We start from the raw sequence: 24834 nt of genomic DNA, 5'->3' as shown, positions 1-24834 counted from the left end.
GCGTCGGCGCCACACCCCCCGCATTGTCGTGGCCAGGACCGAGAGGGCAGGATGACCGCATGACGCACGCGATGGTGAAGGGATCGAACGTCCCGCTGGAGGCCACCACGGTACGCGCCGTGCTGCGCTGGTCGCCCGGGCAGGGGGTTCCGGACGTGGACGCCTCGGCGCTGCTGCTGGGTCCGGACGGCCGTGTGCGCTCCGACGAGGACTTCGTCTTCTACAACCAGCCCCGTCACCCGTCGGGGAAGGTGTGGCGGCTGGGCAAGAAGCGCATCGCCGAGGGGCTGACCGACACGATCCAGTCGGACCTGACCGGGGTCGAGGCGGAGGTCGGACGGATTCTGCTGGTCGCCTCCGCGGACGGCGTCACCTTCGACCGGGTGCCGGGGCTCGGCATCGTGCTGTACGACGCGGCGGTCGCCGAGGGAGAGCCGCTGGCCCGGTTCGACATCAAGCCGGAGACGGGCGCCGAGACGGCGATGATCTGCGGTGAGCTGTACCGGCGCGGGGAGGGCTGGAAGTTCCGCGCGCTCGGTGAGGGTTATTCGAACGGGCTGAAGGGGCTCGCCACCGACTTCGGCATCTCGGTGGACGAGTCGGAGGCGGAGGACGGGCTGGTCCTGTCGGACACGGGCCCCGCGCATCCGCTGCCGCCCGAGCAGCCGACGTCGGCGGTGCCGCAGCAGCCGGCGTACGGGTATCCGCAGCCGGGGTACGGCTATCCGCAGCCGACCTCGTCGCAGCAGCCCGCGTACGGCTATCCGCAGCCGGTGCCCGTGCCGGTGCCGGCGGCTCCGGACCCGGACTTCCGGCTGCCGCCACAGGGGCCGCAGTTCATCGGGCGGTGAGCGGTGGAGCGCCTCAGCGCTCCGCCTTCGTCTTGTAGCCCCGCCCCCACTGCAGGCCCCACCCGTACAGCCGGTCCAGTTCGCCCTGGAAGCCGTAGACGAACTTCACCTCGCGGCGGACGACCAGTTCGCCCTTCACGTTCTCGATCATCACGACCGCGCAGGAGCGGGCCTGCGGGTGCCGTTCGTCGAGGCCTATCTCGATGCGGGGGCCGTTGCTCGGGTACAGGGTGACGATCGCGTGGGTGCGGTCGAAGGCGGGTGTCTGGTCGTAGATGTACACGAAGACCAGCAGGCGTTTGATCGCGTCCCGGTGGTCGAGGTTGACGTACATCGTCTCGCCCGAGGCGGAGCCGAAGCGGTCGTCGCCGCTGAGTTTGATGTACGGCGGTACGTTGATGTCGCCCAGGTAGCCGCCGAGGGGCTGGACGACACCCTTGGTGCCGTCGCTGAGCTCGTACAGGCAGCCGAGGTCGAGGTCGACGTTGACCATGCTCTGGCCGTGTCCGAGGACCTCCGGTGGCTTCAGGGCCTTGAAGGGGTGCCGGAAGAGGCTGGTGCGCTGGTTGCCGTCGAAGTCGGAGGTGCGCATCCGCCAGGTGAGGTTGACGCGCAGATGGCCGGTGGCCGCGTCCTGCCTGGTCAGCGACACCTGCTGGTGCCGCCTGGTCAGTTCGATCGCGTTGCTCGAGGCGCTGCCGGAGTCGAAGTCGGCGGCACGCCCGCCCCGCAGCCCGTCGAAGAAACCCATTCCCGCCCCCCAGGTACACGCTAGCTCGTCCGGACGCCGTCGGGGCGGCCGACGACGTCGGCCGCCCCGCTCAGAGCGTTCCTCACCGGCCGGGGTGTCACACCCCGGTGGAGACCTCGGCCTTCTCGCCGCCGTCCCCGGCCGCCGCCATCGCGCGGTTGCGGCGCACGGAGGACCAGAAGGAGAGGGCGATCAGGACGACGCCGACGAGGCCGGTGATGACCTCGTTGATCTCGTACTGGATGGTGACCATGAGGATCACGGCCAGGGCGCCGATGGCGTAGTGGGCGCCGTGCTCCAGGTAGACGTAGTCGTCGAGGGTGCCCTGGCGGACCAGGTACACGGTCAGCGACCGGACGTACATGGCGCCGATGCCGAGGCCGAGGGCCATCATCACGATGTCGTTGGTGATGGCGAAGGCGCCGATCACCCCGTCGAAGGAGAAGGACGCGTCCAGGACCTCGAGGTAGAGGAACATGAAGAACGCGGCCTGGCCCGCCAGCAGCACAGGCGACTTCTGCTTGCCGGTGCGGGCGGCCTCTTCCTCCTCCTCGTGCTCGCGTTCCTCCTCTTCCTCCAGCCGGTCCTCGAAGTAACCGGACAGACCACCGACGATCATGTAGGTGATCAGGCCGGCGATGCCGGCGATCAGGACCGTCTGGGCCTTGTCGACGTGGGCGCCGCCGTGCTGGTGGGCGTGGGTGGCGAAGGTGAAGGAGGTGATGAGCAGGACGATCAGCGCGATGCAGACCGCGAGCATGTCGACCTTGCCGAGCTTGGCCAGGGGGCGCTCGATCCAGCGCAGCCACTGGATGTCGCGGTCCTCGAAGATGAAGTCGAGGAAGATCATCAGCAGGAACATGCCGCCGAAGGCGGCGATCGCCGGGTGGGCGTCGGTGACCAGCTGCTGGTAGCGGTCCTTGTCGCTGAAGGCGAGGTGGACCGCGTCCACGGGGTTGAGCTTGGCGGTGAGGGCCACGATGACGACCGGGAAGACCAGCCGCATGCCGAAGACCGCGATGAGGACGCCGACCGTGAGGAAGATCTTCTGCCAGAAGGCGTTCATCTTCTTCAGGATTCCGGCGTTGACCACCGCGTTGTCGAACGACAGCGAGATCTCGAGGATGGCGAGGATCGCCACGACGCCGAAGGCCTCCCACCCCCCGTAGAAGACCGCGGCGACCAGGCCGAGCGCGGTGATCGCGAACGACCAGCCGAAGGTTTTCAGAAGCACTGGCTACCCAATCGTGTGTGTACGGGGCTCCCCCGCGCCGTACTCGGCTTTGCTAAACGTTGACCACGAGTGTAGAGGTGCGCCCGGCCGGCGGTACCGCCGAGGGCAGCCCTCACGGAAAAGCCACATCGCAGGCCCGTGGGGAGGGTGCTCGCTAGGAGACGTTCACCCCGAAGTCGAGGGCGATGCCCCGCAGACCCGACGCGTACCCCTGGCCGACGGCGCGGAACTTCCACTCGCCCTGGTAGCGGTAGAGCTCGCCGAAGATCATGGCGGTCTCGGTGGAGGCGTCCTCGCTCAGGTCGTAGCGGGCCAGCTCCTGGCCGTCGGCCTGGTTGACCACGCGGATGAAGGCGTTCGAGACCTGGCCGAAGGTCTGGCCGCGCTCGTCCGCCATGTGGATGGAGACAGGGAAGACGATCTTCTCGCAGTGGGCGGGCACCTTGGCGAGGTCCACCAGGATCGACTCGTCGTCGCCCTCGCCCTCGCCGGTGAGGTTGTCGCCGGTGTGCTCGACGGAGCCGTCGGGGCTCTTGAGCTGGTTGTAGAAGACGAACCACTCGTCGCCCAGGACCCGGTTGCCCGCGCCGCACAGCAGGGCGCTGGCGTCCAGGTCGAAGGGGGCGCCGGTGGTGGAACGCGCGTCCCAGCCGAGCCCGACCATGACGTTGGTGAGATTCGGCGCGGCCTTGGAGAGGGAGACGTTGCCTCCCTTGGCGAGCGTGACGCCCATGATGGTCCTCCCCTAGTGGTGCTTCCCTGGTTGTCCTGCGCGTCCGGCGCCGCCCGTAAACGGTGCGGCGCCGGATGGTGCAGGTGTCGTGACCCTGCCGGGATCAGACGTTGACGCCGAAGTCCTGGGCGATGCCGCGCAGGCCCGAGGCGTAGCCCTGGCCGATGGCGCGGAACTTCCACTCCGCCCCGTGCCGGTACAGCTCGCCGAAGACCATGGCGGTCTCGGTGGAGGCGTCCTCGCTGAGGTCGTAGCGGGCGATCTCCTGCTCGCCCGCCTGGTTCACGACGCGGATGAACGCGTTGCGGACCTGACCGAAGGACTGCTGGCGGTTCTCGGCGTCGTAGATCGACACCGGGAAGACGATCTTCTCGATGTCGGCCGGGACGCCGGCCAGGTTGATCTTGATCTGTTCGTCGTCGCCCTCGCCCTCACCGGTGATGTTGTCACCGGTGTGCTCGACTGAGCCGTCGGGGCTCTTGAGGTTGTTGAAGAAGACGAAGTGCTGGTCGCTCGCGACCTTGCCGGAGCTGTTCAGCAGCAGCGCGCTGGCGTCGAGGTCGAAGTCGGTGCCGGTCGTGGTGCGTACGTCCCACCCCAGGCCGACGATGACGGCGGTCAGGCCCGGGGCCTCCTTCGTCAGCGATACGTTGCCGCCCTTGCTGAGGCTGACTCCCACGGGTCCTCCATGTGGTGTCCAGGGGCGAGAGCCCCGTCGTGCTACGGATATGGGATCAACGTGCCGATCCTAGTGACGGGTTCCCGCCCCCCGCAGACCCTGGACCCGGAGATTCACCGGTGTCGGCCACGCTCGGCCTACAGGGTGTCGAGCGCCTTCACGTAGTCGTTCAGGTCGCGCGCGTCCGGCAGGCCGTTGACCACGGTCCACCGCACGACGCCCTCCTTGTCGATGACGAAGGTGCCCCGGACGGCGCAGCCCTTGTCCTCGTCGAAGACGCCGTAGGCGCGGCTGACGTTGCCGTGCGGCCAGAAGTCGCTCAGCAGCGGGTACTCGAGGCCCTCCTGCTCGGCGAAGACGCGCAGGCTGTGGATGGAGTCGTTGGAGACGGCGAGCAGCTGGGTGTCGCGGTCCGCGAACTTCGGCAGGTTGTCGCGCAGCTCGCACAGCTCGCCGGTGCAGACACCGGTGAAGGCGAAGGGGTAGAAGAGCAGGACGACGTTCTTCTCGCCGCGGAAGTCGGAGAGCTTCACGGTGCGGCCGTGGTTGTCCTTGAGCTCGAAGTCGGGGGCCTTGTCGCCGACCTGGATCGCCATCGTCGTACATCCCTTTCGGTGGGCTGTCGGGGTGAGGGCACAGCAAACGCTGGGGTCCACCCTACGCAGCGATCACCGGGGACGTCCGGACGGGCCGGGGCCAGGCCCGGCCCGTCCGGCGTTCGCGGTCACTTCTTGGACTTGGCCGCCTTCGGCGTCGCCAGCCGGCTGCCGCTCCAGTCCTTGCCCACGCTGACGCTCTTGGACGCCGTCAGGCCGGCCGTCTTCGCGGCGTCCTGGATGTCGCTGGGCTCCACGTATCCCGGACGGCCGGTCTTCGGCGTGAGGAGCAGGATGGTACCGCCCTCTTCGATGTACGTGGTGGCATCCACCAGCGCATCCGTCAGGTCGCCGTCGTCGTCACGGAACCACAGCACAACGGCGTCGGCCACGTCGTCGTAGTCCTCGTCCATGAGGTCACCCTCGATGGCTTCCTCGATGGCCTCGCGGAGCTCCTGGTCGACGTCGTCGTCGTAGCCGATCTCCTGGACCACCTGCCCGGGCTGGAACCCCAGCCTGGCGGCAGGGTTCGTCCGCTCCTCCGCGTGGTCCGCGGTCGCGCTCACGGGTTGCCTCCTGATCATGTCTTGGTGAATATCTCAGCCACGCGCGTGCGCGAAGCATTGGCCGTAGTCCACACGGGCGGGGCGGATCGCGCAAGTACCCGGCCGTCCGGACCGCCGAAACGGTGACGATCCGGGCCGTGTCGCCGCAACTCCTGGCACCGTATCCCGTTACCCCGCAACCCGCATCACACCGATGCGCCCGGTTTGCACCTTCCGGAATCATCCGCCGTCACGCCCCTCGAACAACTTTGCCGATCACATCACACCTCGGGCGTATCGTTGCGTTTTGACCTATGGGACACCGATGCGGCACCGAGGAGATGACGTACGCCTTCCCGAGGTACACGATGGGGAACGGTGTAGGCACGAGTAAGAAAATCGGCCCTCTGACAGGTAAGGAACAGCGTGGCTTCCGGATCCGATCGCAACCCGATCATCATTGGCGGCCTTCCGAGTCAGGTTCCTGACTTCGATCCCGAAGAGACCAAGGAGTGGCTCGACTCCCTCGACGCCGCCGTGGACGAGCGCGGCCGGGAGCGGGCCCGCTATCTCATGCTCCGGCTGATCGAGCGGGCCCGCGAGCGGCGCGTGGCCGTGCCCGAGATGCGCAGCACGGACTACGTCAACACGATCCCCACCAAGGCCGAGCCGTTCTTCCCCGGCAACGAGGAGATCGAGCGCAGGATCCTGAACGCGACCCGCTGGAACGCGGCCGTGATGGTCTCGCGCGCGCAGCGCCCCGGCATCGGGGTCGGCGGCCACATCGCCACCTTCGCCTCCTCCGCCTCGCTGTACGACGTGGGCTTCAACCACTTCTTCCGCGGCAAGGACGAGGGCGACGGCGGCGACCAGGTCTTCTTCCAGGGCCACGCCTCCCCTGGCATCTACGCGCGCGCGTACCTGCTCGACCGGCTCACCGGGAACCAGCTCGACGGCTTCCGCCAGGAGAAGTCGAAGTACCCCGACGGCCTGTCCAGCTACCCGCACCCGCGCTCCATGCCGGACTTCTGGGAGTTCCCGACGGTCTCCATGGGCCTCGGCCCGCTGGGCGCGATCTTCCAGGCGCGGATGAACCGCTACATGGAGGCACGCGGCATCGCCGACACCTCCAGGTCGCACGTGTGGGCGTTCCTCGGCGACGGGGAGATGGACGAGCCGGAGTCGCTCGGCCAGCTGTCCATCGCCGCCCGCGAGGGCCTGGACAACCTGACCTTCGTGGTCAACTGCAACCTGCAGCGGCTGGACGGCCCGGTGCGCGGCAACGGCAAGATCATTCAGGAGCTGGAGTCGATCTTCCGGGGCGCCGGCTGGAACGTGATCAAGCTGATCTGGGACCGCACCTGGGACCCGCTGCTCGCGCAGGACCGGGACGGCGTGCTGGTCAACAAGATGAACACCACGCCGGACGGCCAGTTCCAGACGTACGCCACCGAGTCCGGCGCGTACATCCGGGAGCACTTCTTCGGCGACGACGTGCGGCTGCGCGCGATGGTCGAGAACATGACCGACCACCAGATCCTGATGCTGGGCCGCGGCGGTCACGACCACCGGAAGATCTACGCGGCCTACAAGGCGGCCCTGGAGCACCGGGGCCAGCCGACGGTCATCCTGGCCAAGACGGTCAAGGGCTGGACGCTGGGCCCCAACTTCGAGGGCCGCAACGCCACGCACCAGATGAAGAAGCTGACGGTCGACGACCTCAAGCGCTTCCGGGACCGCCTCCACCTGCCGATCTCCGACAAGGAGCTGGAGTCCGGCGCGCCGCCGTACTACCACCCCGGACGGCACACGGAGGAGATCCAGTACATGCACGACATGCGCAAGGCGTGCGGCGGGTACGTCCCGACGCGCGTCGTGCGCTCGAAGCCGCTCGCGCTGCCGGACGACAAGACGTACGCGACGGTGAAGAAGGGCTCGGGCCAGCAGTCCATCGCGACGACGATGGCGTTCGTCCGGCTCCTCAAGGACCTCATGCGGGACAAGGAGATCGGCAAGCGGTTCGTGCTGATCGCGCCGGACGAGTACCGCACGTTCGGCATGGACTCGTTCTTCCCGAGTGCGAAGATCTACAACCCGCTCGGCCAGCAGTACGAGGCCGTGGACCGCGATCTGCTGCTGGCGTACAAGGAGTCGCCGACCGGCCAGATGCTGCACGACGGCATCTCCGAGGCGGGCTGCACGGCCTCGCTGATCGCGGCCGGCTCGGCCTACGCCACGCACGGCGAGCCGCTGATCCCGGTGTACGTCTTCTACTCGATGTTCGGTTTCCAGCGCACGGGTGATCAGTTCTGGCAGATGGCCGACCAGCTGGCGCGCGGTTTCGTACTGGGTGCGACCGCCGGCCGTACCACCCTGACGGGTGAGGGTCTGCAGCACGCGGACGGCCACTCGCAGCTGCTGGCCTCGACCAACCCGGCCTGCGTGGCGTACGACCCGGCGTACGGGTACGAGATCGCGCACATCGTGCAGGACGGCCTGCGCCGCATGTACGGCGGCGACGCCGAGCACCCGCACGGCGAGGACGTCTTCTACTACCTGACCGTCTACAACGAGCCCATCCAGCATCCGGCCGAGCCGGCGAACGTGGACGTCGAGGGCATCCTCAAGGGCGTCCACAAGCTCAGCGAGGGCACGGACGGCTCGATCCCGGCGCAGATCATGGCGTCGGGCGTGGCGGTGCCGTGGGCGCTCGAGGCGCAGCGGCTCCTCGCGGCGGAGTGGGACGTGAAGGCGGACGTGTGGTCCGCGACCTCCTGGAACGAGCTGCGGCGCGAGGCGGTGGCGTGCGAGGAGCACAACCTGCTGCACCCGGAGGAGGAGCAGCGGGTGCCGTACGTGACGCGGAAGCTGAGCGGTGCCGAGGGTCCGTTCGTGGCGGTGTCCGACTGGATGCGGTCGGTTCCCGACCAGATCGCGCGGTGGGTCCCGGGGACGTACCAGTCGCTGGGCGCGGACGGCTTCGGCTTCGCGGACACCCGGGGCGCGGCGCGGCGGTTCTTCCACATCGACGCGCAGTCGATCGTGGTGGCGGTGCTGACCGAGCTGGCGCGCGAGGGCAAGGTCGACCGGTCCGTGCTGAAGCAGGCCGTCGACCGGTACCAGCTGCTGGACGTGTCGGCGGCGGACCCGGGCGCCGCGGGCGGCGACGCGTAGGCGCTGCGCCCGGCAGGAACGGGTGAGGGGGCGGCGCTCGCGGCGCCGCCCCGTTACTTCTTCTTTACTATGCCTGTATGAACGATCAGTCGGCACAGGCTCGTTGGGAACGCCGTACCCAACGCCCCCTGCTGGCGCTGGCCGTGGCGTTCGCCATCGCCTATGCCGTGCCGATCGTGGTCAGCCCCGCGAGCCGGTCCCTGACGGTGGTCTGCACCGCCACGGAGTGGCTGGTGTGGGGCGCGTTCGCGGTGGACTACCTGATGCGGCTGGCGCTCACGGCGAGACGGCGGGAGTTCGTCCGCACGCACTGGATGGACCTGGGCGCGGTGGTTCTGCCGCTCCTGCAGCCGCTGCGGTTGCTGCGGATGGTGTCGACGCTGCTGCTGGTGGGACGGCGGGCGCGGATGGCCTCGCAGATCAGGCTCACGACGTACGTCGCCGGTGCGGTGGTCGGGCTGCTGATGTTCGGCTCGCTGGCGGTGCTGTCCGTGGAGCGGGACTCGCCCAGGGGGAACATCCGGACGCTGGGTGACGCCGTGTGGTGGTCGTTCACGACGATGACGACCGTGGGGTACGGGGATCACGCGCCCACGACCGGCCTGGGGCGGATGATCGCCGTCGGGCTGATGCTGTCCGGGATCGCGCTGCTGGGTGTGGTGACCGCGAACATCGCCGCGTGGTTCATCGCACGGTTCGAGAAGGACGACGTGGAGGAGCGGCGGCAGACCGAGGCGATCGCCGCGCTGACGGAGGAGGTCCGCCTGCTGCGGACGGAGGTGGCCCGGTTGACCGCGCGGGAGGAGCAACGGCACTGAGCCGGCGCCCAGTGCCGCCGCAGCCCGTCACAGAAGTCCGTGGCCCCAGGTCGCCGCGCCCGCGAGGGCGATGATGGCCAGGAGCGTGTCGATCGCTCCCAGGATCAGGGCCACCAGGGCCGGGATGTCATGGTCGTTGGACCACTTGCGGCCCATCGACTGCCATCCGCACAGCATCGCCACCGGGCCGAGGATGACGCCCAGTGCGAAAAAGCCGGCCACCGCACAGATCGTGCCGATGATGCCGAGCGTTGCGCGGTCCGGCCCGGTCCGTTGCCACGTCCGGCCACGTGACCGGGGGTACCCGCGTGTTCCGTGCCCGAAGCCTGCCATCATCAACTCCCTGGGGCTCATGGACAGTTCGGCTTCGGTATGCGGGTACCCCGGTTAGCCGGAGGCAGACATGCGCAGACCTGGGCGCGCCACCCCCCTCCAGCGGCGCGCGCCACGGCCCGGCGGTCCTCCCATGCCCTGCGGAGGACTTGACCCACTGTGACCTGTGGCGCTGCCCGGTGCGAGGAATCCTCAGTGGAGTCACCCTGATAGGCGAACTCCCCCGGGACGGGCCGTCAGATGTGGCCGACGCCCGCGCCCGCCTCCGCGTTCGCGCCCCGCCTGGTGAGCAGGGCGACGAGGACGGCGACCGCCGCCACGCCCGCCGCCACCAGCGAGGCGAGGCTCATGCCGGTGATGAAGGTGTGGTGCGCGACCTCGGTGATCTTGGCGGCGACCTGCTCCGGCACGCCCTTCGGCACCGGCGCCACGCCGACCTGGACCGCCTCCGAGGCCTTGTCCAGCTGGGCCGGGGTCAGCTGCGGCAGCCCGGCGCCCGTCCAGTTGCCCGGCAGATCGCTGTCGACCTTGGAAGCCATCACCGCGCCCAGCACGGCCGTACCGAGGCTGCCGCCGATCTGCATGGCCGCCTGCTGGAGACCGCCCGCGACACCGGACAGCTCCATGGGCGCGTTGCCGACGATGACCTCCGTGGCGCCGACCATGACCGGTGCGAGGCCGAGGCCGAGCAGGGCGAACCAGACGGACATCACCCCGCTGCCGGTGTCCGCCTCGAGCGTCGACATGCCGTACATGGCGATCGCGGTCGCGGCCATGCCGCCGGCGAGCGGGATGCGCGGGCCGAGCTTGGTGATCGCGGCACCGGCGAGCGGCGAGCCGACGATCATCATGCCGGTCAGCGGCAGCAGGTGCAGGCCGGCGTCGATCGGGCTCATGCCGTGGACGTTCTGCAGGTAGAAGGTCACGAAGAACAGACCGCCCATGAAGGCGATGGCCATGAGGACCATCAGGACGACGCCCGCCGACAGCGGGACGGAGCGGAACAGGCCCAGCGGGATCAGCGGCTCCCTGATCCGCGCCTCCCAGAAGGAGAAGAGGCCGAAGCCCACGACGGACGCGGCGATGAACGCCCACGTCCTGCCGTCGCCCCAGCCCCAGCTCGGGGCCTTGATGAGCGCCCACACCAGGCAGAACATGGCGCCGGAGAGCAGTGCGATGCCGAGGATGTCGAAGGAGCGCGGGGCGTTCTCGGCGCGGTGGTCGAGCAGGATCAGCGCGCCGAGGAGCAGGGCGACCGCGCCGACCGGCACATTGATGAAGAACACCGACTGCCAGTTGACGTGCTCGACGAGGACACCGCCGAGGATCGGGCCGCCCGCGGTGGACGCGCCGATCACCATGCCCCAGATGCCGATCGCCATGTTGAGCTTCTCGGCCGGGAAGGTGGCCCGCAGCAGGCCGAGCGCGGCAGGCATCAGCAGCGCGCCGAACAGGCCCTGGAAGACGCGGAAGGTGACGACCGCGGCGATGCTGTTCGACAGCCCGATGGCACCGGACGCGGCGGCGAAGCCGGTCACGCCGATGAGGAAGGTCTGGCGGTGCCCGAACCGGTCACCGAGCTTGCCCGCGGTGATGAGGGAGACCGCGAGGGCGAGGAAGTAGCCGTTGGTGATCCACTGCACCTGGGCGAAGGTGGCCCCCAGGTCCTTCTGGATCGCCGGGTTGGCGATGGCCACGATGGTGCCGTCGAGGGCCACCATCATGACGCCGACGGCGACGGTGATCAGGGTGAGCCAGGGATGCCCGCGCAGCCCCGCGGCCGGGGCCGCCTCCGACGGGGCCGCCGGTGCGCTGTCCCCCGGTCCCGTCGCGTCGATGGTGGTCTGACTGGTCATACCTTCAGAGGCTAGTGACAGTCGCTGACAATTGACAAACGATTTCACAAGTCGGTAACTGACACCTATGGAAACACTGCGCGAACGCAAGAAGCAGCGCACCCGCGAAGCGCTGCTGCGGGCCGCTCTCGAGCTGTTCACCACCCAGGGCTACGAGCACACGACCGTGGACGAGATCACGGAGGCGGTCGAGGTCTCGCAGCGCACCTTCTTCCGCTACTTCGCGGGCAAGGAGGACGTGGCCTTCGCGGTGCAGGAGATGACCGAGGCCCACTTCGTCGAGGCGGTGCGCGCCCGCCCGGCGCACGAGGCGCCGATGGTGGCGCTGCGGCAGGCGGTCCTGGAGGGCTGGGACGCGATGCGGGAGACCGTCGAGTCGGCCGTCCCGGTCGAGCTGTATCTGCGGATGTACCGGACGATCGAGTCGACGCCGGCGCTGCTCGCCGCCCATCTGCGCCGCTCGGCGGCGACCGAGGAGACGATCGCACAGGTGCTGGCCGAGCGGGAGGGCGTCGACGTGGACGCGGACCCGCGTCCACGGCTGGCCGTGGCGGTGTTCGGCGGCGTGATGAGGGTCACCGAACGGCAGTGGTGCACGGGTGAGGACTTCAGCCTGGTGGCGATCCGTCAACTCACCGCGTCGTACCTCGATCAGGTGGGTTCGGCGCTCACCGGTAACTGGCGTACCACCCGAGATCGTTGAGGAGGCGTTCGAGGATTGCCGAAACGTGATCCCTGTCACTCGGTTACCTCGAGACCCTCTCGTTCTCCTAGTGTGTCCTCCCAGTGACTTCCTTCGACACCTCCCCGCAACTGAACGTCTGGCGCGCTCTGCTGGCGCTGGCCGTGGTGTTCGTGATGCTCGCGACCACCGGCTGGACCGCCTTGCGCACCCACCGGGAGTCGACAGCAGTGCAGGCCTCGCTCACCAAGTGGGAGCACGGCCGCCTCCACGGCGTCCCTCTGCCGGACCCCGGGGCCGCCCCCGCGCGGCTCACCCGTTTCTACGCCTCGCTCACCCCCGAGGAGCAGGGCCGGCTGGCCCACCGCTATCCGCTCGCCGTGGGGAACATGAACGGCGCCCCCGTCGCGCTGCGCTACCGCGCCAACCGGGTCGCGCTGGACCAGGCCCGCAAGGTCGAGCGCACCCGCATGCACGACAGCCGGCTGAGCCCGGCCGGACAGCAGGACGCGGGCCGCCGCATGCACCGCTACGAGTCCCTGCTGGAGCCCGGCCGGCACATCCTCGCCTTCGACCCCGACGGCTCGGGCCGGATCGCCGAGGTCTTCGGGAACCTCGACAGGGCCGAGCGGATCTCGGTCGTCGTTCCCGGCGTCGACACCGACCTGCTGACCTTCCAGAAGAGCTACCGCCAGTACACCGCCCCGGTCGGCATGGCCAAGGCGCTGTACTCGGCCGAGCGCGCGGCGCGCCCCGGCACCCGTACGGCCGTGATCGCCTGGGCCGACTACACCTCGCCGGACGGCCTCGGTGTGGACGCGGCCACCGGACTGCGCGCCGCGGAGGGCGCCGTCCGGCTGAACGCGCTGCTGGACGCGCTGCCCGGCCGCACCCCGGTGGCCATGATCTGCCACAGCTACGGCTCGGTGGTGTGCGGGGTCGCCGCGCACGGGATGCCGCGCCGGGTGACCGACATAGCGGTGGCGGCGAGCCCCGGCATGCGGGTCACCAAGGCCTCCCATCTGGACACCACGGCCCGGGTGTGGGCCATGCGGGACGCCACCGACTGGATCCAGGACGTGCCGTACCTGGAGCTCGGCGGGCTGGGTCACGGCGCCGACCCGGTGTCCTCGGCGTTCGGCGCGCGGGTGCTGTCCGCCCACGACGCCCAGGGGCACGCCGGCTACTTCCAGCCGGGCACGGACAGTCTGCGCAACCTGGCCGCGGTCGGCGTGGGGGCGTACGACGCGGTCACGTGCGCCCAGGAGAACGATGCGTGCCGGTCCGGTCTGCCCGGCACGGCGACGGCCGGACGCGCGTAGAAACAGCAGGAAGTGCGGTCTGCGCGGGTGGCGACGGAGGAGCACGTGCCGCATACGATGAGCCGCATGGGTGACGTACTGGCGGGTTTTCATGCCGTCTGGGAGTTCGAGTCCGACTCCGTGCTCATCCGTTACGAACGGGGGATTCGAACACCGAAGCTGTTCCAGGCGCTCGGCGAACGGCGGATACCGCTGTCCGCGGTGGAGGACGTGACGCTCACGCCGGGCCGCCGCGGCACGGTGGTGCTGCGGCTGACGCCCCGCGCGGGCGCCGACCCGCTGATGGAGGCGGCGGACGGGCAGCTGAAGGAGGGCTCCGACCCCTACCGGCTGGCCCTGCCGGCCGAGCGGGAGACGCTCGCCGAGTACTACGCGGACGAGCTGAAGGGTCTGCTGACCGAGTCCGGTCCCGCCGAGCGGCACCTGGTGGCGGCGCCCGAGGCGCCGCTGCACTTCAAGGCGTACGACGGGAAGGCGTCCTTTGACGGGACGTCCGTGCAGTTCCGCTGGTCGTGGACCGGCGCGTCGTCGGCGAAGTGGAAGGCCGGCGACCAGAGTTTCCCGGTCGCCGGCCTCGGCGGGGTGGAGTGGCGGTCGCCGGAGGTGTTCGAGGGACACCTGCGCCTGCTGCCGCGCTCCGCCGGCCCGGCGGAGTCCGTGCAGCCCGACCAGGATCCGGCCGCCGTCGTGTTCGGGCTGGGCTACGGGCCGGTGCACGAGTCTCTGCCGTTCGCCGCGGCGGTCCTCGCGGCCGTCCGCACCCGGGGGCCGGTCCCCGTGGTACCGGCCCGGGTGCGGCGGGATCCCGCCGACATCGCCGAGCGGATCCGGCATCTCGGGGAGCTGCACCAGGCCGGACTGGTCACCGACGAGGAATTCTCCTCCAAGAAGGCGGAGTTGCTCGCGGAGCTCTGACCTACTCCCGGCCGGCGGACGTGAACGTCATGTCCGCGTAGCGCTCGCCCGCCACCTTGCCCGCGATCGGCTCCAGCCGCGCGAGCTCCTCGTCGGTCAGGGTGAGCGTCGCCGCCGCCACGTTCTCCTCCACCCGGCCCGGCTTGCGGGTGCCCGGGATCGGGACCACCGGCAGGCCGCAGACCGTGGCCCGCTGCTGCACCCAGGCCAGGGCGACCTGGCCCGGGGTGGCGCCGTGGGCCTCGGCGATCGCGCGGACCGGCTCCAGGAGGGCCGCGTTGGCCGCCGCGTTGTCACCGGTGAAGCGGGGCTGCTGACGGCGGAAGTCGTCGGCGGAGAGCTGCTGTTCGGCGTTGGTGAAGGAGCCGGTGAGGAAGCCGCGGCCCAGCGGCGAGTACGGCACCAGGGCGACGCCCAGCTCCCGCGCGGCCGGTACGACCTTCGCCTCGATGTCCCGGCTGAACAGCGACCACTCCGACTGCACGGCCGCGATCGGGTGCACGGCGTGCGCGGCGCGCAGCTCGTCGGCGGTGACCTCGCTCAGGCCCAGGTGCTTGACCTTGCCCTCGCGGACCAGCTCCGCCATCGTGCCGACGGTCTCCTCGACGGGGACGTCCGGGTCGCGGCGGTGCATGTAGTAGAGGTCGATCTCGTCGACGCCGAGCCGCTTCAGGCTGGCCTCGACGGCCTCGCGGATGTACGGCGCGTCGTTGCGGATGATCCGCTTGGTCGGGTCGTCCTCGGGGATCGACAGGGCGAACTTGGTGGCGATGACCACCTCGTCCCGGTGCGCCGTGAAGAACGGGGACAGGAACCGCTCGTTGTCCCCGGCGCCGTAGGCGTCCGCCGTGTCGTACAGCGTCACGCCCAGCTCCAGCGCCCGGTCCAGCGCGGCGCGGGCCTCACCGGCGTCCGTGGGGCCGTACGCGAAGCTCATGCCCATGCAGCCGAGCCCCTGTACGCCGACCTCCGGCCCGTTCTGTCCGAGCCGTGCCGTCGGAATCCTGGCGGTCATCGAGTGGTCCCCTCCGTTGCGTAAAAGCTGATCTTGCGGTCCAGTACGGCGAGCGTGTCCTGCAGCTCCGCGATCCGGTTCAGGACGTCGCGGCGCGTCGACTCCAGCAGTGCCCGGCGCTCCCGGTAGGTGCTCTCGCCCTCCCTGACCAGTTCCGCGTACCGGACCATGTCGGCCACCGGCATGCCGGTCAGCCGGAGCTTGGTCACGAAGTCCAGCCAGTCCAGGTCGCGGTTGCTGTAACGGCGCTGCCCGGTGTGCGAGCGGTCGACGTGCGGCATCAGGCCGATCCGCTCGTACCAGCGCAGGGTGTGCGCGGTCAGGCCGGTGAAGGCGACGACCTCGCTGATCGTGTAGCGGTCCTCGCCGTCGGGGCGCGGAGGGCGTCGGGGTGGGGCGGAGCAGATGTCGGGGGTGGCCCGGTCGGTGGCCGCTGGCGTGGTCTGCATCACCGTCATGACCCCCACGCTATGACCTTGGAGTGCACTCCAAGCAAGCGAAACCGGTAAGAAATCGGCAGGACGCGGCCGGGGCGGCTGGCTAGCGTGCGGTCCATGAGTCTTGCACGCAGGGCCCTGCCCGAGGACGCCGCCGAAGTGCTGCGCCTGCGCCAGGTCATGATCGACTCGCTGGGGGGCGGGGGTGGTGCCGGGACCACGGAGTGGCATGCCGAGTCGCTGCCGACGCTGCGGGCGCGGCTGGCCGAGGCCGACGGGAACTTCGTCGCCTTCGTCGTGGACCGTCCGGAGCGGCCGGGGACGCTGGCCGCGCTGGCGGCCGGGACGCTGGAGTACCGGATGGGGCGGGCCGGGAACCCGCACGGGCGGGTCGGGCACGTGTTCAGCGTCGCCACCGATCCGGACGCCCGGCGCCGCGGGTACGCGCGCGCGTGCGTCGAGGAGCTGCTGACGTGGTTCCGGGAGCGGGACGCCGTGCACGTCGATCTCAACGCGTCCGCCGAGGCGGAGCCGCTGTACGCGTCGCTGGGGTTCGTGCGCAGGCCCGACCCCTCGATGCGGATGACGCTCTGAGCCGCATAGGCTCGCGGACATGTCGTTGCAGAGCCTGGCGCTGATCGAGAACTGGCCCGTCCCCACCGCCGCGGCGGGTGTCGTACGAGCCGACGGGACCGTCCCGGGGACGCACGGACCCGTCGGGCACCGCTTCCCGCTGGCCTCGGTGACCAAGCCGCTCGCGGCCTACGCGGCGCTCGTCGCGTACGAGGAGGGGGCGATCGAGCTCGACGAGCCGGCCGGGCCCCCCGGTTCCACGGTGCGCCACCTGCTCGCGCACACCTCCGGGCTGGCCTTCGACGAGCACCGGGTGACCGCCCCGCCCGGGGAGCGGCGGCTGTACTCCAACGCCGGCTTCGAACAGCTCGGGGACCACATCGCCAAGGCGACGGACATCCCGTTCGCCGAGTACCTGCGGCAGGCGGTGCTGGAGCCGCTGGGGATGACCGCGACGTCGCTGAACGGGTCACCGGCCAAGGACGGCGTCTCGACGGTCGAGGACCTGCTGCGGTTCGCCGCGGAGGTGCAGGCGCCCCGGCTGCTGGACCCGCGCACGGTCGCGGAGGCGATGACCGTGCAGTTCCCGGGGACGAAGGGCGTGCTGCCGGGGTACGGGCACCAGAACCCGAACGACTGGGGGCTGGGCTTCGAGATCCGCGGCCGCAAGTCGCCGCACTGGACGGCGGTCGCCTCCTCGCCGCGCACCTTCGGGCACTTCGGGCAGTCCGGCACGTTCCTGTGGATCGACCCGGACGCCGGCGCGGGCTGCGTCGCGCTGACCGACCGGGCCTTCGGGCCCTGGGCGATCGAGGCGTGGCCGGTCTTCACGGACGCGGTGCTCCGCGAGATCTGAGCGGCTCAGCCACCTTGCCGGTGCGGGGGCCGGGCCGCCGGACCGGTCATCTCCCAGATCAGCAGCTCGGCCGCGGTCAGGGCCGTCGCCGTCAGGTTCTCGGCGGCCGTGACGCGGGCCGCGTCGCCCGGGTCCAGCTCGGCGCCGTCCAGCCGCACCCGGCCGCGTACGACGTGCACGTACACGTGCGCCCCGTCCGGGACCGCCGTCCGCTCCCCCGCCGCCAGCCGCCGTGCGTGCAGCATCGCGCCCGCCTCCGGGACGGCGTACGGGGTGGAGTCGGCGATGCCGCGGACGATCTCGTACGACGGCTCACCGCCCGGCTCCAGCGGGGCCAGCCACATCTGGACGAAGGCCAGCGGCGCCGTGCCGTCGTTGCGCTCGACGTGCCGCACGCCCGCCGCCGAGCTGAGCCGCTGCACGTCGCCGGGCCGTACCCGCGTCTCGCGGCCGGTGGAGTCACGGTGGGTCAGCTCGCCCTCGACCACCCATGTGACGATCTCGGTGTGGCTGTGCGGGTGTTCGTCGAACCCGGCGCCGGGCGCGAGTCGCTCCTCGTTGCAGGCGATCACCGCGCCGAAGCGCAGGTTGCCGGGGTCGTAGTGCGGCCCGAAGGAGAAGGCGTGCCACGACTCGATGCCGGCCTCCGGGTCCCCTCCGCGGTAGCGCTCACCGGCGCGGCGTACGTCCATCACGGCCCTACGGTAGTCCCTCGTCGCCGCGGGCAAGCCTGACCCGGCGGCGCATGCCCGCGTCCGGATAAGGCAGTCTTGTCCCCGTGCCCGAACCCGAATCCCACAGCAGCGATCACGCAGCGCATCACGTCCACCCGCACGCCGCGACCCTGAAGCGCCTGGAGAAGTCGTCCGGGTCTCTCGCCGCGCAGGCCATCGCGCGCATGGACGAGACCCTGCCGTGGTACCGGGCCATGCCACCGGAGAACCGTTCCTGGATCGGGCTCGTGGCCCAGGCGGGCATCGCTGCCTTCACCGAGTGGTTCCGGCACCCCGACGCACCGCAGGCGATCTCCACTGACGTGTTCGGGACCGCGCCGCGCGAGCTGACCCGGGCCATCACGCTGCGCCAGACCGTGGAGATGGTGCGCACCACCATCGAGGTCATGGAGAGCGCCATCGACGAGGTGGCCGCCCCCGGCGACGAGAGCGTGCTGCGCGAGGCGCTGCTGGTGTACGCCCGCGAGATCGCGTTCGCCACCGCCCAGGTGTACGCCCAGGCCGCCGAGGCACGCGGTGCCTGGGACGCCCGCCTGGAGTCGCTGGTGGTGAACGCGGTACTCAGCGGCGAGGCCGACGAGGGAGCCGTCAGCCGGGCCGCGGCGCTCGGCTGGAACTCCCCCGAGCATGTGTGCGTCGTCCTCGGGACCGCCCCGGACGGGGACAGCGAGCTGACCGTCGAGGCGATCCGGCGGGCCGCCCGGCACGCCAAGCTGCAGGTGCTCACCGGGGTCCTCGGCGACCGGCTCGTCGTCATCGCCGGCGGCAGCCCCAATCCGCTGGCCGTCGCCAAGTCGCTGATCGGCCCGTTCGCCGCCGGGCCCGTCGTCGCCGGGCCGATCGTCCCCGACCTGCTGGCCGGCCCCCGGTCCGCGCAGGCCGCCGCCGCGGGCCTGAAGGCGTGTTACGCCTGGCAGGACGCTCCCCGGCCGGTGCTGGCGGACGATCTGCTGCCGGAGCGCGCGATCGCGGGCGATCCGAGCGCCCGCGAGCAGCTGGTGGAGGAGATCTACAGACCGCTGGAGGAGGCCGGCTCGGCGCTCCTGGAAACCCTGAGTGTCTACCTGGAGCAGGCGAGCAGTCTGGAAGGCGCGGCCCGGATGCTCTTCGTTCACCCGAACACCGTGCGCTACCGGCTCCGACGTGTGACTGACGTCACCGGATGGTCGCCCTCCGATGTACGATCCGCGTTCACACTGCGGATCGCCCTGATCCTGGGGCGTCTGGCCGATGGTGAACCTCAGGCATAGGGTTTTGTGGGGGCCCCACAAAAGCCCTTCGTGTTCTTCGTCCCTGTCCTCACGGGCGGCCGTGGCCGTCCCCAAGAGAGAGTGTGAGAGTGCTCGTACTCGTCGCTCCCGGCCAGGGCGCCCAGACGCCCGGCTTCCTGACCCCCTGGCTCGACCTCCCCGGTGCCGCGGACCGCGTCACCGCGTGGTCGGACGCCATCGGACTGGACCTCGTCCACTACGGCACCCAGGCCGACGCCGACGCCATCCGTGACACCGCGGTGGCCCAGCCGCTGCTGGTGGCCGCCGGAATCCTGTCCGCCGCGGCACTGGGTGACATCGCCCCGGACGCCGTGGCCGGTCACAGTGTCGGTGAGATCACCGCCGCCGCCTTCGCCGGTGTCCTGGGCGACACCGCCGCGCTGGGCCTGGTCCGCAAGCGGGGTCTGGCCATGGCCGACGCCGCCGCGATCACCGAGACCGGCATGTCGGCGCTGCTCGGCGGCGACCCGGAGACGTCCGTCGCGCACCTGGAGAAGCTGGGCCTGACCCCGGCCAACATCAACGGCGCGGGCCAGATCGTCGCCGCGGGGACGCTGGAGCAGCTCGCCGCGCTGAACGACGACAAGCCCGAGGGCGTCCGCAAGGTCGTCCCGCTCAAGGTGGCCGGCGCCTTCCACACCCGGCACATGGCCCCCGCCGTCGAGACGCTGGCCAAGGCCGCCGCGGGGCTGGACCCGGCCGATCCCAAGGTCACCTACGTCTCCAACAAGGACGGCCGGGCCGTCACGTCCGGCGCCGAGGTGCTGGAGCGGCTGGTCGGCCAGGTCGCCAACCCGGTGCGCTGGGACCTGTGCATGGAGACCTTCAAGGAGCTGGGCGTGACCGCGCTCGTCGAGGTGTGCCCGGGCGGCACCCTCACCGGCCTGGCCAAGCGCGCCCTGCCCGGGGTGAAGACGCTGGCCCTGAAGACCCCCGACGACCTCGACGCGGCCCGCGAGCTCATCTCCGAGCACACCGGCGCCTAAGGAGCGGTACATGGCGAAGATCAAGCCCAGCAAGGGTGCCCCGTATGCGCGCATCCTCGGCGTCGGCGGCTACCGGCCGACCCGGGTGGTGCCCAACGAGGTGATCCTCGAGAAGATCGACTCGTCCGACGAGTGGATCCGCTCGCGCTCCGGCATCGAGACCCGGCACTGGGCGGGTCCCGAGGAGACGGTCGCCGCGATGTCCATCGAGGCCTCCGGCAAGGCGATCGCGGACGCGGGCATCGACGCCGAGCAGATCGGTGCCGTGGTCGTCTCGACCGTGTCGCACTTCAGCCAGACCCCGGCCGTCGCCACCGAGATCGCCGACAAGCTCGGCACGAACAAGGCCGCCGCCTTCGACATCTCGGCCGGCTGCGCGGGCTTCGGCTACGGCCTGACCCTCGCCAAGGGCATGGTGGTGGAAGGTTCCGCCGAGTACGTGCTCGTCATCGGCGTGGAGCGGCTCAGCGACCTGACCGACCTGGAGGACCGTGCCACGGCCTTCCTGTTCGGCGACGGCGCGGGCGCGGTCGTGGTCGGCCCCTCCCAGGAGCCGGCGATCGGCCCGACCGTGTGGGGCTCCGAGGGCGACAAGTCCGCCACCATCAAGCAGACCGTCCCCTGGGACCGGTTCCGCATCGGCGACCTCGCCGAACTGCCCGTCGACAGCGAGGGCAACGTCAAGTTCCCTGCGATCACGCAGGAGGGCCAGGCGGTGTTCCGCTGGGCCGTGTACGAGATGGCGAAGGTCGCCCAGCAGGCGCTGGACGCCGCCGGGATCAGCCCGGAGGACCTGGACGTCTTCATCCCGCACCAGGCCAACGTGCGGATCATCGACTCGATGGTGAAGACCCTCAAACTGCCGGAGCACGTCATGGTCGCCCGTGACATCCGCACCACCGGCAACACCTCGGCCGCCTCGATTCCGCTCGCTATGGAGCGGCTTCTGGCGACCGGGGAGGCGAAGAGCGGCGACACCGCGCTCGTCATCGGATTCGGGGCGGGTCTCGTGTACGCCGCCACGGTCGTTACCCTCCCCTAGGCACTCCGTGCCGGATCATGCGATTCGGCAGGGGGACAACTGCCACAAACCGTCTGCAATATCGAGAAGGAGCGCCTGACATGGCCGCCACTCAGGAAGAGATCGTCGAAGGTCTCGCGGAAATCGTCAACGAGATCGCCGGCATCCCGGTTGAGGACGTCCAGCTGGACAAGTCCTTCACCGACGACCTGGACGTCGACTCGCTGTCCATGGTCGAGGTCGTCGTCGCCGCCGAGGAGCGCTTCGAGGTGAAGATCCCGGACGAGGACGTCAAGAACCTCAAGACCGTGGGCGACGCCGCCGACTACATCCTCAAGCACCAGGCCTGATCCACCCCTTAGGTCTGTCAGGCTGCAAGGCCCCGCCACCCGGCGGTGGCGCCGTAGATTCCCGCATCCGTTGGAGAAAGAATTCCCGTGAGCCCGACCAATCGCACCGTGGTCGTCACCGGTATCGGCGCAACCACACCGCTGGGTGGCGACGTAGCTTCCACCTGGGAGGGCCTGATCGCCGGCAAGTCCGGCGTCAAGCCCCTGGAGCAGGACTGGGCGGCCGAGCAGGCCGTCAAGATCGCGGCCCCGGTCGCCGTGGAGCCGACCGAGGTCATCCCCCGGCCGCAGGCCCGCAAGCTGGACCGCTCGGCGCAGTTCGCGCTGATCGCCGCTCAGGAGGCCTGGCAGGACGCGGGCTTCACCGCCAAGGCCGGTGAGGACGGATCCGTCGACCCCGACCGCCTGGGCGCCGTGATCGCCTCCGGCATCGGCGGTGTGACGACGCTCCTCGACCAGTACGACGTGCTGAAGGAGAAGGGCGTCCGCCGCGTCTCCCCGCACACCGTCCCCATGCTGATGCCGAACGGCCCCTCGGCCAACGTGGGCCTGCTGGTGGGCGCCCGCGCGGGCGTGCACACGCCGGTGTCCGCGTGCGCCTCGGGTGCGGAGGCCATCGGCTACGCCATCGAGATGATCCGCACCGGCCGGGCCGACGTCGTCGTCGCCGGTGGTACGGAGGCGGCCATCCATCCGCTGCCGATCGCCGCGTTCGGCAACATGATGGCGATGTCCAAGAACAACGAGGACCCGCAGGGTGCCTCGCGCCCCTACGACGTGGCCCGCGACGGCTTCGTGCTCGGCGAGGGCGCCGGTGTGCTCGTCCTGGAGTCCGCCGAGCACGCCGCCAAGCGCGGGGCCCGTGTCTACGCGGAGGCCGTCGGGCAGGGCGTGTCCGCCGACAGCCACGACATCGTGCAGCCGGAGCCCGAGGGCCGCGGCATCTCGCACGCGCTGCAGAACCTGCTGGACAACACCGACCTGAACCCGGCCGAGATCGTGCACGTCAATGCGCACGCCACGTCGACGCCGGCCGGTGACATCGCCGAGCTGAAGGCGCTGCGCAAGGTGTTCGGCGACGACGCGGACCACATGGCGGTCTCCGCCACCAAGTCGATGACCGGTCACCTGCTCGGTGGCGCCGGTGGCGTGGAGTCGGTGGCGACCGTGCTCGCGCTGTACCACCGGGTGGCGCCGCCGACGATCAACGTCGAGAACATCGACCCCGAGGCGGAGGCCAACGCCGACGTCGTACGGGACGAGGCCCGGAAGCTGCCGGTCGAGGGCCGCATCGCCGCGCTGAACGACTCGTTCGGCTTCGGCGGGCACAACGTGGTCCTGGCGTTCAGGACCGTCTGAGAACGTGAGTGAGAAGGGCCCCTGCCGGTCGGCGGGGGCCCTTCCTCATGTCCGTGTCTTCATGTCCGCACGCGGCGGGAGTCTCACACCACCTGGTGCAGCCAGCGCACCGGTGCTCCCTCGCCCGCGTAGCGGAACGGCTCCAGCTCGTCGTCCCACGGCTTGCCCAGGAGCTTGGCGATCTCCGCCTCCAGGTCCGTCTCGTCGCGCTGAGAACGTGTCAGCGCCGCGCGCAGGCGGTCCTCGGGGATGAGGATGTCGCCGTGGATGCCCGTCACGGCGTGGAAGATGCCCAGGTCGGGGGTGCAGCTGTAGCGCTCCCCCTCGGCGGTGGGGCAGGGCTCGGCGGTCACCTCGAAGCGGAGCAGATGCCAGCCGCGCAGGGCGGAGGCCAGTTTGGACGCCGTACCGGCCTCACCCTGCCAGGAGAACTCCGAGCGCCAGGTGCCGGGGGCCGCGGGCTGCCGGATCCAGTCGAGGCTGACGCGCGTGCCGAGCACCCCGGCGACGGCCCACTCGACATGCGGGCACAGCGCGCGCGGCGCGGAGTGCACGTACAGAACTCCACGTGTCGTCACCGGAACCTCCGGGCAGAGCGGGACATCTTGCGGACTGGCTGGGCGGCAGTGACACGACGGCCGCGTTGATGGCGAGGCTACCCTGCGGCGGCGCAAGGAGTGTGACGTACCGTCGGTCCCGCTGCCAGGAAACCCCCGCCATTCACCCGGGGGGACGCTTGTACGGGTCCCGTCCGTTCCAGCGGGCCCGGCCGGGAACCCTCGCACGTTGTCATGGGGGAAGCACCGGAAAGCACCGGATTCGACGACGAGGGGATCACCAGGGGATGCGGAAGCGAAGCAGCCGGGGACGGGCCGCTCTCGCCGTCGTGGCGGCGGCCGTGCTCGGTGTCGCGGGATGCGATGCCGTCGGCGGCGGTTCGCCCGCGCCCGGGACCACCAAGGCGCGGGCCGCCAGGCCCGCCCCCGTGTGGGACCGCAGCCCCGGCTCGATCGCCGCGGTCGGCGACTCCATCACCCGCGGCTTCGACGCGTGCACGGTGCTCTCCGACTGCCCCGAGGTGTCGTGGGCGACGGGCAGCGACGCCAAGGTGGACAGCCTGGCGGTGCGCCTGCTCGGGGTGACGGGCGCGGCGGAGCGCAGCTGGAACTACGCGGTGACCGGCGCCCGCATGGCCGACCTGCCGGACCAGATGGCCCAGGCGGCCACCCGTGCCCCGCAGTTGGTGACGGTGATGGCGGGGGCGAACGACGCCTGTCGCGCCTCGGCGTCGGCGATGACCCCGGTCGCCGACTTCCGTGCGCAGTTCGAGGACGCCCTGCGCATCCTGCGCTCGGCGCTGCCGAAGACGCAGGTGTACGTGGCGAGCGTGCCGAACCTGAAGCGCCTGTGGTCGCAGGGGCGGAACAATCCGCTGGGCAAGGAGGTGTGGAAGCTCGGCATCTGCCCGTCGATGCTGTCCGACGCCGACGATCTGACCGGTGCGGCCACTGTGCGCCGGGACCGGGTGCAGCAGCGGGTGGTGGAGTACAACAAGGTGCTGAAGGAGGTCTGTGCCAAGGACCGCCGCTGCCGCTTCGACGGCAACGCGGTCTACGAATACCGCTTCGGCACCGACCAGCTCAGCCACTGGGACTGGTTCCACCCCAGCAAGGACGGCCAGGCCCGGCTCGCGGCGATCGCGTACCGGACGATCACGGCTCCGGACCCGGCCGCCTAGGAGAC

General features: G+C 70.4%; 26 protein-coding genes. 14 read left to right on the top strand and 12 right to left on the bottom strand.

Annotation, left to right across the window (positions count from 1 at the left end; all coding sequences use genetic code 11):
• Positions 1-59 precede the first annotated feature (59 nt).
• A complete protein-coding gene (locus ACIHEJ_RS11175; RefSeq protein ID WP_400134162.1) occupies positions 60-851 on the top strand; it encodes a TerD family protein in 792 nt (263 codons plus the stop codon).
• Between the two features lie 13 nt (positions 852-864).
• Here the strand turns inward: ACIHEJ_RS11175 and ACIHEJ_RS11170 are convergent, their stop codons facing one another.
• The 6 genes from ACIHEJ_RS11170 to ACIHEJ_RS11145 all read right to left on the bottom strand — a co-directional run bounded on the left by ACIHEJ_RS11170 (position 865) and on the right by ACIHEJ_RS11145 (position 5410).
• A complete protein-coding gene (locus ACIHEJ_RS11170; protein WP_400134160.1) occupies positions 865-1602 on the bottom strand; it encodes a Tellurium resistance in 738 nt (245 codons plus the stop codon).
• Between the two features lie 97 nt (positions 1603-1699).
• A complete protein-coding gene (locus ACIHEJ_RS11165) occupies positions 1700-2836 on the bottom strand; it encodes a DUF475 domain-containing protein (protein ID WP_400134158.1) in 1137 nt (378 codons plus the stop codon).
• A gap of 154 nt (positions 2837-2990) precedes the next feature.
• Positions 2991-3569 (bottom strand): TerD family protein, encoded by a 579-nt coding sequence (locus ACIHEJ_RS11160; RefSeq protein WP_400134156.1) that lies wholly within the window; start codon positions 3567-3569, stop codon positions 2991-2993.
• Between the two features lie 103 nt (positions 3570-3672).
• Positions 3673-4248 (bottom strand): calcium homeostasis/redox stress adaptation protein, encoded by a 576-nt coding sequence (locus ACIHEJ_RS11155; RefSeq protein WP_366015830.1) that lies wholly within the window; start codon positions 4246-4248, stop codon positions 3673-3675.
• A gap of 137 nt (positions 4249-4385) precedes the next feature.
• The gene (locus ACIHEJ_RS11150; RefSeq protein ID WP_366015831.1) at positions 4386-4844 is read right to left on the bottom strand and encodes a peroxiredoxin; all 459 of its coding nucleotides are present in this window, start codon (positions 4842-4844) and stop codon (positions 4386-4388) included.
• 128 nt (positions 4845-4972) lie between these two features.
• Positions 4973-5410 (bottom strand): DUF3052 domain-containing protein, encoded by a 438-nt coding sequence (locus ACIHEJ_RS11145; RefSeq protein WP_400134154.1) that lies wholly within the window; start codon positions 5408-5410, stop codon positions 4973-4975.
• Between the two features lie 405 nt (positions 5411-5815).
• On the opposite strand from ACIHEJ_RS11145, the gene aceE reads away from it, so the two are divergent.
• Together aceE and ACIHEJ_RS11135 are read left to right on the top strand one after the other, a co-directional pair.
• Positions 5816-8563 carry a pyruvate dehydrogenase (acetyl-transferring), homodimeric type gene (aceE, locus tag ACIHEJ_RS11140; protein ID WP_400134152.1) on the top strand — a complete coding sequence of 916 codons (2748 nt, stop codon included), beginning with the start codon at positions 5816-5818 and terminating at the stop codon, positions 8561-8563.
• 77 nt (positions 8564-8640) lie between these two features.
• Positions 8641-9381 carry a potassium channel family protein gene (locus ACIHEJ_RS11135; protein ID WP_400134150.1) on the top strand — a complete coding sequence of 247 codons (741 nt, stop codon included), beginning with the start codon at positions 8641-8643 and terminating at the stop codon, positions 9379-9381.
• Between the two features lie 27 nt (positions 9382-9408).
• On the opposite strand, the gene ACIHEJ_RS11130 is transcribed toward ACIHEJ_RS11135, so the two are convergent.
• Both ACIHEJ_RS11130 and ACIHEJ_RS11125 read right to left on the bottom strand, forming a co-directional pair.
• Positions 9409-9717 carry a small hydrophobic protein gene (locus tag ACIHEJ_RS11130; protein ID WP_400134149.1) on the bottom strand — a complete coding sequence of 103 codons (309 nt, stop codon included), beginning with the start codon at positions 9715-9717 and terminating at the stop codon, positions 9409-9411.
• A gap of 233 nt (positions 9718-9950) precedes the next feature.
• Positions 9951-11438, bottom strand: coding sequence for an MFS transporter (locus ACIHEJ_RS11125; RefSeq protein WP_400135127.1), 1488 nt, complete (start codon positions 11436-11438; stop codon positions 9951-9953).
• Between the two features lie 199 nt (positions 11439-11637).
• On the opposite strand from ACIHEJ_RS11125, the gene ACIHEJ_RS11120 reads away from it, so the two are divergent.
• The 3 genes from ACIHEJ_RS11120 (at position 11638) to ACIHEJ_RS11110 (ending at position 14489) form a co-directional block, all read left to right on the top strand.
• Positions 11638-12273 carry a TetR family transcriptional regulator gene (locus ACIHEJ_RS11120; RefSeq protein ID WP_400134147.1) on the top strand — a complete coding sequence of 212 codons (636 nt, stop codon included), beginning with the start codon at positions 11638-11640 and terminating at the stop codon, positions 12271-12273.
• An 83-nt stretch (positions 12274-12356) separates the two neighbouring features.
• Complete coding sequence (locus ACIHEJ_RS11115) at positions 12357-13574, top strand: alpha/beta hydrolase (protein WP_400134144.1); 1218 nt, start codon at positions 12357-12359, stop codon at positions 13572-13574.
• Between the two features lie 66 nt (positions 13575-13640).
• Entirely contained in the window at positions 13641-14489 is an 849-nt protein-coding gene (locus ACIHEJ_RS11110) for a DUF4429 domain-containing protein (RefSeq protein WP_400134142.1), read from the top strand.
• A gap of 1 nt (position 14490) precedes the next feature.
• Here ACIHEJ_RS11110 and ACIHEJ_RS11105 read toward each other — a convergent pair whose 3' ends face one another.
• Positions 14491-15504: an aldo/keto reductase gene (locus tag ACIHEJ_RS11105; protein ID WP_400134140.1), complete on the bottom strand. Its 1014-nt coding sequence runs from the start codon at positions 15502-15504 to the stop codon at positions 14491-14493.
• Complete coding sequence (locus ACIHEJ_RS11100; protein ID WP_400134138.1) at positions 15501-15962, bottom strand: MerR family transcriptional regulator; 462 nt, start codon at positions 15960-15962, stop codon at positions 15501-15503. Before ACIHEJ_RS11100 ends, ACIHEJ_RS11105 begins: the two co-directional genes overlap by 4 nt.
• A 96-nt stretch (positions 15963-16058) precedes the next feature.
• Here ACIHEJ_RS11100 and ACIHEJ_RS11095 point away from each other — a divergent pair, with 96 nt between their 5' ends.
• A complete protein-coding gene (locus tag ACIHEJ_RS11095; RefSeq protein ID WP_400134135.1) occupies positions 16059-16535 on the top strand; it encodes a GNAT family N-acetyltransferase in 477 nt (158 codons plus the stop codon).
• Positions 16536-16554: 19 nt separating this feature from the next.
• On the top strand, positions 16555-17370 hold the full coding sequence (locus tag ACIHEJ_RS11090) for a serine hydrolase domain-containing protein (RefSeq protein WP_400134133.1): 816 nt from the start codon (positions 16555-16557) through the stop codon (positions 17368-17370).
• A gap of 5 nt (positions 17371-17375) precedes the next feature.
• Here the strand turns inward: ACIHEJ_RS11090 and ACIHEJ_RS11085 are convergent, their stop codons facing one another.
• On the bottom strand, positions 17376-18062 hold the full coding sequence (locus ACIHEJ_RS11085) for a pirin family protein (protein ID WP_400135126.1): 687 nt from the start codon (positions 18060-18062) through the stop codon (positions 17376-17378).
• A gap of 86 nt (positions 18063-18148) precedes the next feature.
• Here ACIHEJ_RS11085 and fasR point away from each other — a divergent pair, with 86 nt between their 5' ends.
• From fasR to fabF, 5 genes are all read left to right on the top strand, one after another.
• Positions 18149-19354, top strand: a complete 1206-nt coding sequence (gene fasR, locus ACIHEJ_RS11080) for a fatty acid biosynthesis transcriptional regulator FasR (RefSeq protein WP_400134131.1) — start codon at positions 18149-18151, stop codon at positions 19352-19354.
• Positions 19355-19443: 89 nt separating this feature from the next.
• Positions 19444-20361, top strand: coding sequence for an ACP S-malonyltransferase (locus ACIHEJ_RS11075; protein WP_400134129.1), 918 nt, complete (start codon positions 19444-19446; stop codon positions 20359-20361).
• A gap of 10 nt (positions 20362-20371) precedes the next feature.
• Positions 20372-21403, top strand: a complete 1032-nt coding sequence (locus ACIHEJ_RS11070; protein WP_400134127.1) for a ketoacyl-ACP synthase III — start codon at positions 20372-20374, stop codon at positions 21401-21403.
• Positions 21404-21483: 80 nt separating this feature from the next.
• Positions 21484-21732, top strand: coding sequence for an acyl carrier protein (locus ACIHEJ_RS11065; protein ID WP_366015847.1), 249 nt, complete (start codon positions 21484-21486; stop codon positions 21730-21732).
• A gap of 87 nt (positions 21733-21819) precedes the next feature.
• Complete coding sequence (fabF, locus tag ACIHEJ_RS11060) at positions 21820-23091, top strand: beta-ketoacyl-ACP synthase II (protein WP_400134124.1); 1272 nt, start codon at positions 21820-21822, stop codon at positions 23089-23091.
• Between the two features lie 83 nt (positions 23092-23174).
• Here the strand turns inward: fabF and ACIHEJ_RS11055 are convergent, their stop codons facing one another.
• Positions 23175-23669: a DUF3145 domain-containing protein gene (locus ACIHEJ_RS11055; RefSeq protein ID WP_400134122.1), complete on the bottom strand. Its 495-nt coding sequence runs from the start codon at positions 23667-23669 to the stop codon at positions 23175-23177.
• 266 nt (positions 23670-23935) lie between these two features.
• Between ACIHEJ_RS11055 and ACIHEJ_RS11050 the strand changes: the two genes are divergently transcribed.
• Positions 23936-24829 (top strand): SGNH/GDSL hydrolase family protein, encoded by an 894-nt coding sequence (locus ACIHEJ_RS11050; RefSeq protein ID WP_400134120.1) that lies wholly within the window; start codon positions 23936-23938, stop codon positions 24827-24829.
• Positions 24830-24834 lie beyond the last annotated feature (5 nt).

Source organism: Streptomyces sp. NPDC052301, assembly GCF_044593395.1.
Taxonomy (GTDB): Bacteria; Actinomycetota; Actinomycetes; order Streptomycetales; family Streptomycetaceae; genus Streptomyces.
Note: the sequence above shows the minus strand (reverse complement) of the source record. Positions and strands in the feature narration are given on the sequence as shown.